At 47.0% G+C, this 13,438-nt stretch carries 11 protein-coding genes; 5 read left to right on the top strand and 6 right to left on the bottom strand.

Annotated features, from left to right (window positions below; translation table 11 throughout):
- Genes proB through ACZOTW_RS03605 form a run of 5 tightly spaced genes read right to left on the bottom strand, consistent with a single transcriptional unit; the run spans position 1 to position 4,260 of the window.
- Entirely contained in the window at positions 1-1,143 is a 1,143-nt protein-coding gene (gene proB / locus ACZOTW_RS03625) for a glutamate 5-kinase (protein WP_177748605.1), read from the bottom strand.
- Between the two features lie 3 nt (positions 1,144-1,146).
- The gene (locus tag ACZOTW_RS03620; protein WP_177748603.1) at positions 1,147-1,881 is read right to left on the bottom strand and encodes a RecB family exonuclease; all 735 of its coding nucleotides are present in this window, start codon (positions 1,879-1,881) and stop codon (positions 1,147-1,149) included.
- A complete protein-coding gene (gene rsmD / locus ACZOTW_RS03615; protein WP_428037689.1) occupies positions 1,874-2,476 on the bottom strand; it encodes a 16S rRNA (guanine(966)-N(2))-methyltransferase RsmD in 603 nt (200 codons plus the stop codon). Before rsmD ends, ACZOTW_RS03620 begins: the two co-directional genes overlap by 8 nt.
- Positions 2,477-2,485: 9 nt before the next feature.
- Complete coding sequence (locus tag ACZOTW_RS03610; RefSeq protein ID WP_177748599.1) at positions 2,486-3,133, bottom strand: response regulator; 648 nt, start codon at positions 3,131-3,133, stop codon at positions 2,486-2,488.
- Positions 3,130-4,260: a sensor histidine kinase gene (locus tag ACZOTW_RS03605; protein ID WP_483997510.1), complete on the bottom strand. Its 1,131-nt coding sequence runs from the start codon at positions 4,258-4,260 to the stop codon at positions 3,130-3,132. Before ACZOTW_RS03605 ends, ACZOTW_RS03610 begins: the two co-directional genes overlap by 4 nt.
- 117 nt (positions 4,261-4,377) lie before the next feature.
- Between ACZOTW_RS03605 and ACZOTW_RS03600 the strand changes: the two genes are divergently transcribed.
- From ACZOTW_RS03600 to ACZOTW_RS03580, 5 genes are all read left to right on the top strand, one after another.
- A complete protein-coding gene (locus tag ACZOTW_RS03600; protein ID WP_483997509.1) occupies positions 4,378-6,498 on the top strand; it encodes a penicillin-binding protein 1A in 2,121 nt (706 codons plus the stop codon).
- Positions 6,499-6,516: 18 nt separating this feature from the next.
- The gene (locus ACZOTW_RS03595; protein ID WP_483997508.1) at positions 6,517-9,651 is read left to right on the top strand and encodes a transcription-repair coupling factor; all 3,135 of its coding nucleotides are present in this window, start codon (positions 6,517-6,519) and stop codon (positions 9,649-9,651) included.
- Positions 9,652-9,675: 24 nt separating this feature from the next.
- Positions 9,676-10,491, top strand: coding sequence for a peptidylprolyl isomerase (locus tag ACZOTW_RS03590; protein ID WP_483997507.1), 816 nt, complete (start codon positions 9,676-9,678; stop codon positions 10,489-10,491).
- Complete coding sequence (locus ACZOTW_RS03585) at positions 10,475-11,644, top strand: peptidylprolyl isomerase (RefSeq protein WP_483997506.1); 1,170 nt, start codon at positions 10,475-10,477, stop codon at positions 11,642-11,644. Before ACZOTW_RS03590 ends, ACZOTW_RS03585 begins: the two co-directional genes overlap by 17 nt.
- 82 nt (positions 11,645-11,726) lie before the next feature.
- A complete protein-coding gene (locus ACZOTW_RS03580) occupies positions 11,727-12,659 on the top strand; it encodes a PdxA family dehydrogenase (protein ID WP_483997505.1) in 933 nt (310 codons plus the stop codon).
- A 46-nt stretch (positions 12,660-12,705) separates the two neighbouring features.
- On the opposite strand, the gene ACZOTW_RS03575 is transcribed toward ACZOTW_RS03580, so the two are convergent.
- Positions 12,706-13,338: a prepilin-type N-terminal cleavage/methylation domain-containing protein gene (locus tag ACZOTW_RS03575; RefSeq protein WP_483997504.1), complete on the bottom strand. Its 633-nt coding sequence runs from the start codon at positions 13,336-13,338 to the stop codon at positions 12,706-12,708.
- Between the last annotated feature and the right edge of the window lie 100 nt (positions 13,339-13,438).

Raw genomic sequence — 13,438 nt, 5'->3', positions numbered from 1 at the left:
TCACAATAAAACAATGTTGTCGCGGTGGACGGCTTCGTCATAATTTTTATAACCGATTTTCTTGGCGATTTCTTCCGAGCGGCGGCCGGCTATTTTACGGCACTCCTTGGATGAATAGTTTACAAGGCCGCGTGCAAATTCTTGGCCGGCTTCGTCCAAAATGGAAATGGAATCCCCGGCTTCAAACTCGCCCGCTACGGCTGTAATTCCGGCAGGGAGCAACGAAGACCCCTTTTCACACATTGCCTTTTTGGCGCCATCATTTACGGTAAGGCCGCCCGCCACATTGGTAGCGTAGGCAAGCCACAACTTTTTACCGGGCAAATCTTCCACAGGCAAAAAAAGTGTCCCTTTAAAATCAGGCCCGAATACCGCAGAAACCGCCCCCGGTTTTTTCCCATATGCAATAATCATAGCCGCACCCGAACGCGTAACCACTTTGGCGGCTTCCAGTTTTGTTTTCATACCGCCGCGGCCGCGGGAAGAGGCGCAAAAACCCAAGGCTTCTATTTCCGGAGTAACCCCCTTTACCACATCAATCAGTTTGGCATTTTTATCCTTGCGCGGATCGCCATTATACAATCCGTCCACATCGCTCATTACGCACAGCAAGTCGGCATCCATCCCGCTGGCAACCAATGCGGAAAGTTTATCGTTATCGCTAAAACACACATTAACGCCTTTTTCTTTATAGCCGCGTAATTCGTTGGTGGAAACGGTATCATTTTGGTTAATCACCGGAATACAACCCAGTTCAAGCAAGCGGTTTAAGGTATCACGCAAACTCAAATAGCGGCTTCTGTGGGAAAAATCATCTTCGGTGAGCAACACCTGTGCCGCCACCACGCCCAACTGTTTAAAACCGTCCTCGTACAATTTCATTAGGCTAATCTGCCCCACCGCCGCGCAGGCTTGCTTTAAAGACACCACATCCGGCGCACTCGTCAACCCCAGGCGGCGCTTGCCCACACCCACGGCCCCGGAGGTAACAATCATTACTTCCTTGCCTTGGGCACGCAAGGCGGCGATATCTTCCATAAAAGAATATAGGCGCGACAACGCCAAGTCGCCGTTATCGGTGCTTAATGCGTTGGTGCCGAATTTAAATACAATACGTTTTGCTTTTTTAATCAGGGCTTTCATAAATTACTGTTGCACGGCGGGTTTAACCGTGGAAAATTCACAACGGTTGTTAAACGGACACACGGCACAATGCTCCAAATTAGGCTCAAAATCCGCTACTTCAATTTTTTTGCCAATATTGATAAAAGTTTCCAAAATTTTCTTTTCATCAAAGGCTTCAAACGGCGCACTCATCTGTTTGTTAAATGCCACAAAATAAAAGGTGGCTTTGCCCTTTTTCATATTCCAAGCCCGTTGGGCGCCTACGGCATAAATGCCCATTTGCAGGGAATCGGTTACCGGCAAGGATAGGTCCACATCCGTTCCGGTTTTGTAATCAATTACTTCCCAAGAGCCGTCCGGCAGTTTATCTATACGGTCAATCTTGCCGCGCAAGGTCCATTGTCCTTCCTGAAAGATAAATTCCCTTTCGGTGCTGTCCACCGTGGTTTTGCGTTCATATTCGGCTTGGGCATAGGTTTCCAACATTTTTTTGCCCTTTAAATACCACTCCATCTGCTCCCCTGCGCTGGAATATCCGGCTCCCAACCAACAATCGTCGTAATAAGACAACAATTCCGACGGGTCGTTACTTTCTTTGTGGTATGCCTCCAACGCACGGTGGATAGACACGCCCAAAGAAGAAGCGGGCACTAATCCCTCGCGCTTGCCCTCTATATATTTGTATTTATACAAAACCGGACACTCCAAATAAGTTTTTATTTTGGAATAGTTTAATTCATATACGTCGCTATACATGGGCAGGTTCGTCCTTTTGAATCTTGGCACGCAAGAAATGCACGAGCGTATCGCCGTATTTTTCCACGCGGTAAATTTCCAGCGTGTCCGGCACGGCAAACTCTTCGGTCTTGTGTGTTTGCAAGACAATAATGCCGTTGGGAGCCAACAGACGGGCCTCGGCTACATTTTTTAATGCAGGCTCGGACAAGGCCAACATTTTGTTATTAATGTCGCGGTAGGGCGGGCCCATAAAAATAATGTCGTAGCCTTCGTTGTCGCTATATGCCAGCAGAAAATCAAGCGGCTTTAACACATCCCCGCGGATAACCTTCGCACGCTCCGCAAAACCCAGGTGTTCCAAGTTGCGGTGGATATTTTTAATGCAGGCAGGCTCTCTATCCAGCATTACCGTACGCAAAGCCCCTCTGGAAAGTGCTTCCAAAGATACGTTGCCCGTTCCGGCAAACAAATCTAACATCATTGCCCCCGTAATGCGGGGACGCAAAATGTCAAAAAGGGACTGTTTAATACGGTCCGAAATCGGTTTTACGGGCAAATTTTTAGATACGGAGAAAATTCTGCGCCCGCGGGCAGTTCCGGCAATAATACGCATAATAATCCTTTATAACTGTGCAATACCTTCTTTCAAGGCAAAGCGCACCAGTTCGGCCTGTTTGTGTATGCCGAGTTTCTTCATAATATTGTTACGGTGCACGTGAATTGTATTTAAAGAAAGATTAAAGGTTTTGGCTATTTGTTTACTGCTGTACCCTTCGGCAATCAGTTGCAAAACTTCTTTTTCTTTCGGGGTCAGGCCCGTGGAATCACGCTTGCGGGCCGAGGTTTTACCCAAAAAGCCCTGCACAATATATTTGGACACTTTACTGCACAAATAAAAGCGTCCGGCGGCTATCTCCTCAATAGCATCTACAATTTCATCAGCGGTGGATACCTTAACGATAAACCCCTTGGCCCCGGCTTTAAGCGATTTTTCCACCGAAACCCGGTCGTCATACATACTCAACATAACCACTTTGGCTTCGGGGTCGTTCTTTACAATGCGCTCGGTGGCTTCTATCCCGTTTAAAAGCGGCATAGAAATATCCACCACATACACATCAGCCGGAGTTTTTGCGGCATAGTCCACCAAATCTTTACCATTGGCAATTTCGGCCACTACTTCCATATTTTTGCCTAATTTTTCCAATACTGCACGAACGCCTTGGCGCACAATGGCGTGGTCGTCCGCCAATACAATTTTTATACTCATTTGTTCCCCCCGTAAACCACGCACGGGCACGACACTTCAATACGCGTCCCTTTGCCCGGTGCGCTTTTAATAGAAATAGACCCACCCAACAGATGCACGCTGTCCTTCATAGCGCGCAAACCTACTTGGCGGATGGAGCCGCCTTTCAGCGGCTTAAAACCAACACCGTCATCCTGCACTACCAAATGGACCGTAAACTCATCCCGTTTCAACAACACATAGATATTCTTGGCCTGTGCATATTTGGCAATATTGGTAAGTGCCTCCTGCACAATACGGTAGAGCAAAATCTTTACATTATCGGCCACTCTGGCGGAGTTGCTCGCTGATTTATAATCAAATTTGTATGGAATATGTAGCATTTGGCTAGTATTTTCCAACAGTTCCTTCACTGCCCCGCCCAACGCGCCGTCATTTTCCAAACTGGGCGGACGTAGTGATACTATTATGTTTTTTACCCGCTCAATGCTATTTTTAATTTGTGTATCCAACTTGGCTATTTCCACCAAGGCCTGTTTGGTATCGCCTTCTTTTACGCTGACCTTAACCAAACTTAAAAGGGCCGTTAAAATAACTGCCGATGAACCGATTTCATCGTGCAGAGATTTGGAAATTTCCCGCTTTTCCGCTTCCCGTTCCGCTAATAAAATCTGCGCAAAAGTCTGCGGAACGGCCCCTTCTTTAAGCATATTGGCTTCGTGATAATTTTTGGCCCAATGGGTAATATCCCGCGTGAGCGCCAGAACCGTCGCCACCGTACGCTCTTCCCCGCGCAAGGGGATTAAGGTTGTCTGGTAAAAGAAATGCTTTCCGTCCTTTTCAAAACCCCACTCGTAGTGATGCACTTTTCCTTTCAATGCCTGCTCCAAAGCCTGCAAATGAAGCGGCACCCCGCGTACATCTTCGGCAGAGCAATCTAACACATTACTAATGGCCGTAATTTGGCGTGTTTTTACGTCAATTAACACTACGGCATCATACCCTTCCACCCCGTGTTTTTTAATGCTTTCCAAATCTTTGGCGCAATAAGCGGTTGCGCGTGTAGTAACCGCGCCCGCCAGCTGCTTGCATTGGAAACAAAAGCGAGACGGCTTCTGCTTATTTTTGGAAATCGTTTTTTTTGTCATAGACGTCCCCTAATACATCCTATATGATATTCTACTATATTTTGCGTATTTTTCTATAAATAGGGTTCCTGCGCGCGTAAAAGGAGAAATCCACCCATATTTGATATAATTTTGTATATGTCTAAACGTTTAAAAAAATTAATTTTTTCCAAATTATTTCTTTTCTCCGTCTTAGCGGGGCTGTTTTTGTTTATTATTGTTTGCGCGGTTTTTATGCGTTTTATTTTTTCCGGGCTGCCGCCGGTGTACGAAATGGAAGAATATACCCCGGCTGTTACCACCAAAGTTTTTGACCGTAACAACAATTTAATTCACGAGTTTTCCATTGAAAAGCGCAGTATGGTACCCTTGGAAGATATCCCGGTGGATTTGCAAAATGCCGTCGTAGCCATGGAAGACCGGGATTTTTTTTCCCACCCCGGCATTTCCTTGCGCGGTATTTTTCGCGCCGGTTTATATGACCTTATTTCCGGACACGCCAAACAGGGTGCGTCCACACTTACCCAGCAACTTTCGCGCGGCGTCTTTTTAACGCAGGAAAAGAAAATTATCCGCAAAATCCGCGAGATTATTTTGGCTATTCAAATTGAACACCAGTTCAGTAAGCGGGAAATTTTACAGTTATACTTAAACGAAATTTATTTAGGCAGTGGAGCCTATGGGGTAAAGGCCGCCGCAAAAAAATATTTTAATAAAGAACTTTCCGACCTAACCACCGGCGAGGCCGCCCTTATCGTAGGCTTAATTCCCGCCCCGGGGCGCTATAATCCCTTTGCCAATCCGAATCTGGCACGCCAGCGCCGCAACTTAGTGTTAGACGTGATGCAACAGCAAAATTACATTTCTAAGGACGAGTTGGAAAAAGCAAAAGCAGAACCGCTGCCTGAAAAACAGGAACAGCAGGAAGCCCAACCCGGACAATATTTTATTGAGCATATCCGCCGCATTTTGGAACCCAAATATGGGATGGACGTATTGTGGAAGGCCGGCTTGAACATTTACACCACGATTGACATCAAAGAGCAAGCCCTGGCTGAAAAAATAATGAACAAAAAACTCCAAGAATACGATGAACAGGTAGCCAAAGGATTAGGTATTGAAATTGACCCTAATGACGCAGAAGCCGATGTCCCAAATGACGAGGAAGAATCTGCCCCCAGAGAAAACTATCCCCGTCTGCAAGGAGCCTTTATGGTGCGCGACGTCAAAACAGGTGCCGTACGCGTGATGATTGGCGGACGCGGCTTTGACGAAAGCAAATTTAACCGCGCCACCCAAGCCAAACGCCAGCCCGGCTCCTCTTTTAAACCTTATGTCTGGATGGCCGCCCTGCAAAAAGGCTATACCCCCGCCACCTTGGTAAAAGATTTGCCCACGATGTTCTATTATGACGGACGCAACTGGCGCACATTTAACGAAAACTCCGATTTATATTCGTTAGATTTAGCCAAACAATCTTTTATCGCCAGCAAAGATTTTAACGTATGGGTTCCCAAAAATTATGGAGAGCGAAATGAGGGCTGGATTACCCTGCGAAAAGCCTTGGAAAAATCCAAAAATCTGGTAGCCGTAAACCTGATTGACGCTATCGGTGTAAGCGAAGTAGTCCGCGTGGCGCGTAAAGCAGGTATCACCGCCCCGTTACCCCGCGTGCCGGCCTTGGCCTTGGGGGTCAGCGTACTTACGATGGACGAACATTTAGCCGCTCTTACCACCTTTGCTAACGGCGGTATTCACACCGATAACTATTATATTGAACGCGTGGAGGATGCAAACGGACGCATTTTGGAACAACACGTTCCCATAGAAGAAGCCTCGTTCTCTCCGCAAAACTCGTACCTGCTTATCAATATGATGAAAGGTGTCGTCCAGCGCGGGAGCGGTGCCTATGTTTCGCGTTTGGGCCGCAATATCGCCGGCAAAACGGGGACCACCCAAAGCCACCGCGATATGTGGTTTGTGGGGATAACCCCTCACACTGCCGCCGCCGCTTGGATGGGGTACGACGATGACGCCTCACACGAAAACGGCGCACGCTTTACCGGCAGTACCACTGCCCGTTGGTGGACCGAAATTATGCAGGAAATCTTAAAAGACGAACCTAACGACGATTTCGCCGTGCCGGAAGGTATTTCCTTTGCGTACGTAAACCCCATTACCGGCAAACTGGCTATGCCGAGCGAACGGAATAAATTTTTGGAAGCCTTTATATCCGGCACCGAACCGCAAAGTTTCTAGCGGCCTTGGGCAGTATTTATGAGCCACGCAACCAAAACGAATTTTACCCGGTACTACGGCTTACCCAACGGAGCCGCTAAGGCCTATTTTGCGTGCCAAACCTATCTAAACCATAATAAAAATGCGGTGTTTGTTACCGCGCACGATACGGACGATTTTGACAGCGGAGCCAAGGAATTCGCTCCACGCGGGGCGGAAACGCTTACCTTGCCGGAAACCGATACCGGGATAATGAGCGCACTCTTTACCCTAATTACCCCCGCCGCCGGGCCGCGTTTGTTAAGCACGCATTACGAAGCCCTTACCACCCCATTGCCAAGCCCGCACGATTTTACAAACCGTTTATTCACCGTCCGCCGCGGCGACACCTTGCGCCGCCAGGAATTGCTGGACCGATTGGAAAATTCCGGCTACGGGCGGGAAGAATATGCCGAAACCCCCGGCCAATATGCCGCACGCGGGAGCGTGGTGGATATCTTTTGTTTAAACCGCCCGGAACCCTTGCGCCTGTATTTTGCGGGCAACCGTGTGGAAATGATTAGCGCCTACGACCTGGACACGCAAAACACCAAAGAACACGTGGAAAAGGCTGATATTATTCCGCTAAAATTTGAAAACACACCGGCTACTTTGGCAGACTACCTGCCCGGATTTTCCTTTATTTTTGACGAACCGGATAAAGAGTTTAATCTTGGAGATTATCCTAATTGTGCGGTTACTTCGTTACTTCCATCGGCAGACGGAGTAAATTTTGGCTTAAAAGCCAACATCTCCTTTAATGCCAATATGGACCTATTGGATAAAGAAGTAGCCTCTTTACAGGCCCACAACATCGTGGTAACTATCTGCTGTTTAAACCGTGGGGAATTGGACCGTATGGGCGAACTGGCCGCTGATTACGAACATTTAAAAAAGGCCGCCTTTAAAATTTCCCCGCTCACCCAGGGTTTTTGCAGTCCGCAGGAGCGTTTTGCGCTGATTACCTCTAATGAGATTTTAAGCCGCCGCTACAATGCCGCACGGGTCATCAAACATTTTGACATAGAGGGTGCCAAGCGCGTGCGCTTTAAAGAATTACAGGCGGGCGATTATGTCGTTCACCAGGAACACGGCATCGGCCGTTACTTGGGATTGGAAGTAATGGATAAAGAGGAAAATCCCACCGACTGCCTGATTATTGAATACCGCCGAGGCAGCCGCCTGTATGTGCCTATGTATGATTTTAAAAAGGTTCAAAAATACATTGGGGCCGGGGGTAAACGGCCCACCTTGTCCGTCTTGGGTGGAGCGACTTGGAAAGATGTCAAAAACCGCGTAAAAGAAGAAGCCCAAAACGCCGCCAAGGAGATTTTAAAATTAGAAGCCTTACGCCAAGCCACCCCCGCACCCGAAATTACAGGAGATGAGCGTATTGAGCAAGAATTTGCCGACTCGTTCCCTTATGTTTTAACCCCGGGCCAAGAACAAGCCATACGCGAAACCTTGCACGATTTGGACCTTGCCAAGCCTATGGACCGCGTACTGGTGGGTGATGTTGGGTTTGGCAAAACCGAAGTAGCGATGCGCGCCGCCTTAAAAGTGGCTCTTTCGGGTAAACAAGTAATGCTTTTAGTTCCCACCACTATTTTGGCGGACCAGCACTATAAAACATTTTCCAAACGGCTGGCGGGCTTCCCCGTAGTAGTGCGTATGCTTTGCCGTTTCCAAACAGCCAAAGAGCAAAAGGCCGTTATTGAAGAATTAAAAAACGGCATATGCGACATTATCATCGGCACCCACCGGCTGATGAGCAAGGACATACGTTTCAAACAGTTAGGCCTTGTAATTATTGACGAAGAACACCGCTTCGGTGTAAAACAAAAGGAAAAAATCCGCGCTATGAGCGCCGGCGTACACTCCTTAATGTTAAGCGCTACACCAATTCCGCGCACATTAAACCAATCGCTTGCTTCCTTGCGCGACATTTCTCTCATTGATACGCCGCCCCGGGGCCGCACCCCTATCAAAACCGTAGTCACCGCTTGGAATAACGACTTGGCCGCCGCCGCTATTACGCAGGAACTGGCACGCGGCGGACAGATTTACTATGTTTACAATAGTGTGCAAAGTATGGAATCTCGCTATTTGTTTCTAAAACAACTCGTGCCGCAAGCGCGTATTTGTATGGCACACGGGCAAATGAACGAAAAGGAACTGGAACAAACCTTATGGGATTTTAATAAGGGCAAATACGATATTTTGTTGGCCTCTACCATTATTGAATCAGGTATAGACATTACCAATGCCAACACGCTTATTGTGGAAAATGCACAAAACTTTGGGCTTGCGCAGTTGTACCAGTTGCGCGGACGTATCGGGCGCGGCAGCACCAAAGCCTATTGCTATTTGTTCCACCCGGATTGGCTGCTTAAAAAACCGGCCGAACAAGAGGACAATTTTTCCGACTTGGCAGCCGTATATTGGAAACCCAAAGAAGAAAAGGACCCCACCGAAGAAGCCCGCCAACGGTTAGCCGCTCTTATGGAATTTAGCGATTTGGGCAGCGGTTTCCGCCTGGCCTTGCGTGATATGGAAATCCGCGGCGCAGGTGAATTATTAGGAGTAAAACAGCACGGATATGTAAACGAAGTGGGGCTTAGTTTGTATTGCGATTTAGTAGCCGCAGAAGTCAAAAAATTAAAAGGGGAACGCGTAGAACGCACCCTGCAAGCCAAGGTAAATTTACCCTTGCCCGCCTATATTCCGCCCAATTATTTGCCGGATGACGCAGAACGCCTAAAATATTACAAGGAACTTATGAGCGCGGACGAAGCCAAAACCAAAAGTCTTTTAGCCCGCTTACAAGATTTTTGCGGCCCTGTTCCGCCCGAAGTGGAAAATTTAACCAAATTATTTCTGCTTTCTAACCGTGCGGGCAAGTTGGAAATCTACCACATAGATTGGGTGGACGGCGCATTAGAAATGCTGTTTACGCACCGTTTTAAAATGCCTCCCGCATTTCCGGGGGAACTATTTAACCGTTTTGGCCCCGGAAACATAGAATTTGTAAAATCTAAAAACGGCGACGGCGTACACATAGCCGCTCCAAAGGGCAAGGACCCATTGGTTTTCACCCAGGAAACGCTGACGTTTTTTGAAACCATTTTACGATAGGAAAAAATGATATAGTATATGAATATGAAATATCCGTTTTTACTTTTATTGCCCTTGGTGCTCGCCGGGTGTCAACAAGATTCGGCCCCTACACGCGCATTACCGGCAGCCCGCATCGGCAAGCAAACCATTACCGAGCAAGACATTAACGACCGCTTGCCGTTTTTGTCTGCCGAAGACAGGGAATTTGCCAAAACGCCGCTGGGACACCAAAATTTGGTGCAAATCATCACACGCGAAAAATTAATTGCCGCCGATGCCCGCGCCACGGGGATAGCCGACTCGGACGAGTACCGCTCGCTATTGGCCGACAAACGCGCCCAACTGGACCAAATTTATAATGAATTTGCCGCCGACACGTTGGAACGCCTTTGGTATCATAAATTAGAAGAGTCCGGCTCTCTCGCCGTCAGCAACAGAGAAGTGGATGATTACTTTAAAAAATATCCATATGAAATGACAATTAAACAAATTATCGTGGATAATGCCCAAACCGCAGACCAAGTTTTGCGTACTTTAAAAGCCTACCCTTCCCGTTGGAAAGAAATGGAACGCCAATACAGCACTGCTCCGGAGGCTTTAAAACAGTTTTCCTTTATGCCGGGGGAATATCTAGATAATATTGCCGTCATCGCGGCAAATTCTCCTTCGGGAAAGCCGCAAGGCTTCTTCAAAACCGCACAGGGATTTCATATAATAATGAAAACAGGGGAACGCCGTTTGTCCAAAAAAGATGCCGAACCGCGCATACGGGAAGTGCTGAAAAATAAAAAAACGGACGACGTGTTGGACTCTTTAAAAAATAAATACGAGGTTGTAATCTATGAAAAAAGCGAATAAATTGTTTCTGGCCGCTTTACTGGCGGTGTTGGGGATGAATTTACAAGCCAAAGTGATGGAATCTTCCGTCGCCACGGTAAACGGCCGGCCTGTGCTGGCTTCGGAGTATGACAATTACTTGGAAGGCGTTGTGGAACAATACAAAGCCGCCGCGCCGGACTTTTTAAAACAGCCCTATGCCCAAGACCTTTTAGGGCGGGAAGTGTTAAAAGAACTTATTTCCAAGGAACTGTTATATCAAGCCGCCGAGGAAGCCAAAATCCAAGTAAAAGATTCCGAACTGGATGCCGGGCTAAACGAAATTAAGGCCCGCTTTATGGTTGACGAAACCACCGGCAAGCCGGATACAAAAGGTGCAGACAAACGCTTTACCGAAGCACTTAAAAAACAAGGGATGAGTTTAAAGGCATACAAAAATAAACTTTCCAAAGATATTGCCGTGCGCAAATTAATGGAACAAAAACTTCAAGCCACCGTTACTCCTGTGGAAGAAGCCGATGCCAAAGCCCTCTATGCTAATGTAGAAGCGGTCATGAAGAATAACACTAAAAAAATCAAGGCGCTTGAAAAAGAAAACCCTGTTAAACTCAAAGAAGCGCAAGCCATCGCCGCAAAACTAAAACAACTTACCGGCGAGCAAGTGCGTATCGGTCATATTTATTTGGCCACCACCAAAGATATGAAACCCGAAGAAATCGCCAAAAAAGAAGCCCTGGCTAAACAAATTAAAAAAGAATTGGACGGCGGGATGGATTTTTCCGTAGCCGTCAAAAAATACACCGAGGATAAAAATGCCCTCGCCAGTGGCGGAGATATGATTTTGATTAAAGGAATCGCTCCAAAGGCCATTGACGACAAAGCCTTTACCCTGGCGGTAGGAAAAGTCAGCGACCCGATTAAAAGCGAGGTCGGCATACACATTATCAAAATTAAAGAAAAACGCGCCGAACGCTCCATTTCCTACGAAGATATTTCGCGCGATTTAGCCCAGTATTTGGCCCAACAGCGCGTACAAACCGCTATGGGTAAATATATTGAAGAATTATATAATAAGGCCGACGTAAAAATTACGAAAACCTTTGAATCGGATGCTCTTTTGAAAGAAGAAGCCGCCAAGCAAACTGATGCCAAAAAAGCCGAAGTGAAAAAATAATTCTTGGCAAAGCCGTACAGATAGTTATAAAATAAAAGGGCAACTTGCTGCTTTTTCCCGAAACTTTATTTTGGAATACGGTATGAAGCCCATAGTTTTGATTACAGCCGGGGACCCGTTGGGGATTGGCCCGGAAGTAACAGTAAAATCTTTAAAGAACCCGCTCGTACAGCGCGTGTGTTTCCCAGTAGTAATCGGGGAGCCTACCTCGCTGGTGCGTGCGGGTTTTTCGGATAAATTAGCCCGCCTGATTGCCATAGATTCTTCGGTCCCGCTGCCGGATAAACCCGTTCCGTCTTTTGCGGGAGGAGAAACCTCCTTTAAGGCGGTTGAACTAGGTATTAAACTGGCCCTTAAAACCAAAACTCCGTTGGTTACGGCCCCTATTAACAAGCAAAGTTGGTCTCTGTACGGCGTCCCCTATACGGGTCATACGGAACTGCTGCGCGAACACGCAGGCAAAGAAGGGCTAATGATGTTTATCAGCGGAGACCTGCGCTGCGGGTTGGTAACGGAGCATTTTGCCATTGCGGATTTGCCCCACTTGCTGACGCAAGAACGTATTGTAGCGGCCGGAGTGCATTTTAACCGCGCCTTAAAGCAACTGGGTATTCAAAAACCCCATATTGCCGTATGCGCCTTAAATCCTCACGCCAGCGACAACGGCAAATTCGGCACAGAAGAAAATGAGGTAATTGCACCCGCGGTAAAAGCCTTGCATCGCCATAAAATAAAAGCGGTTGGACCTTTACCCGCCGATGCCTTGTGGCTTGCGCACGCATCAGGCCAATACGACGGGCTTTTATGTATGTACCACGACCAAGCCTTACTGGGCCTGAAACTGGCCGCTAAAAAACCGATTGTCCACATCACGGCCGGGCTAAAATTTTTGCGGGTTTCCCCCACCCACGGCACGGCCTTTGACATTGCGGAGCAAAATATTGCCAATCCGTCCAGTATGACGGACGCGATTTTATTTGCCGCAACCCGGCATTTGCCACCCCAAATCTTTTGAAAAATCCCCGCCCAGTATAACCAGGCGGGGATTTTTACAATAAGGCTTATTTTAAAATGCAACCATCAGCACCGCATAAAGATTCACACATCCGGTGATTATCATCATTAAAACAGTAAATATTTTCTTCCCCTTTATCTATATATAAACCGTAATTTTTCCCTTTTCTATTAGCGTTGAAAGAATCACTATCATAAGAATATTGCCAATCTTTCGTATCAAAACAAAAATCATCAGGGCACTCATATACTGCACCTGGTAAATTTATATCCAAATTCACTAATGTGTTATCTGCCAATGTATATTTACCTTCTCCACAATGGTCACCCAGATCAACCCCTTCCTCCAAACATTTGACCTTATACGCATTTAATAAATTTTTTAACATAATGCGGGCTTCTGCAATTCTACTTTTTTCCACCGCCTTAGTGTATTGTGGCACCGCCACCGCCGATAAAATGCCAATGATTAGAACGACAACTAAAAGTTCTATCAAGGTAAAGCCCGTTGTTGCCGTGCGAAAGATATTCGCCATGCGGCCACCCCAAGCAAACGTCATTCCGTAAGGTTGCTGTACGGAATCTCGTCGTTTCGCAACCACAGATTCCCGACTAAAACACTCGGGAATGACACCACTAGCACAAGTAGCCGCACTGCTAACAGTACTAAACCCTTTCATTTTTTCTCCTTTGTAAAACCTTTATATTTACGCAAAACAGCCTTTTATACGCATTTTTATACGGCAGACACATCCGGGTACAACCCATGCGGAATATCAA

It is taken from the genome of Candidatus Avelusimicrobium sp. (genome assembly GCF_056976295.1).
Note: the sequence above shows the minus strand (reverse complement) of the source record. Positions and strands in the feature narration are given on the sequence as shown.

Bases quoted from the DNA above. Each gene is read 5' to 3' on its own strand.
- ACZOTW_RS03600 (WP_483997509.1), top strand. From the start codon at position 4,378: ATGTCTAAACGTTTAAAAAAATTAATTTTTTCCAAATTATTTCTTTTC.
- rsmD (WP_428037689.1), bottom strand. From the start codon at position 2,476: ATGCGTATTATTGCCGGAACTGCCCGCGGGCGCAGAATTTTCTCCGTA.
- ACZOTW_RS03595 (WP_483997508.1), top strand. From the start codon at position 6,517: ATGAGCCACGCAACCAAAACGAATTTTACCCGGTACTACGGCTTACCC.
- proB (WP_177748605.1), bottom strand. From the start codon at position 1,143: ATGAAAGCCCTGATTAAAAAAGCAAAACGTATTGTATTTAAATTCGGC.
- ACZOTW_RS03580 (WP_483997505.1), top strand. From the start codon at position 11,727: ATGAAGCCCATAGTTTTGATTACAGCCGGGGACCCGTTGGGGATTGGC.
- ACZOTW_RS03605 (WP_483997510.1), bottom strand. From the start codon at position 4,260: ATGACAAAAAAAACGATTTCCAAAAATAAGCAGAAGCCGTCTCGCTTT.
- ACZOTW_RS03590 (WP_483997507.1), top strand. From the start codon at position 9,676: ATGAAATATCCGTTTTTACTTTTATTGCCCTTGGTGCTCGCCGGGTGT.
- ACZOTW_RS03585 (WP_483997506.1), top strand. From the start codon at position 10,475: ATGAAAAAAGCGAATAAATTGTTTCTGGCCGCTTTACTGGCGGTGTTG.
- ACZOTW_RS03610 (WP_177748599.1), bottom strand. From the start codon at position 3,133: ATGAGTATAAAAATTGTATTGGCGGACGACCACGCCATTGTGCGCCAA.
- ACZOTW_RS03575 (WP_483997504.1), bottom strand. From the start codon at position 13,338: ATGAAAGGGTTTAGTACTGTTAGCAGTGCGGCTACTTGTGCTAGTGGT.
- ACZOTW_RS03620 (WP_177748603.1), bottom strand. From the start codon at position 1,881: ATGTATAGCGACGTATATGAATTAAACTATTCCAAAATAAAAACTTAT.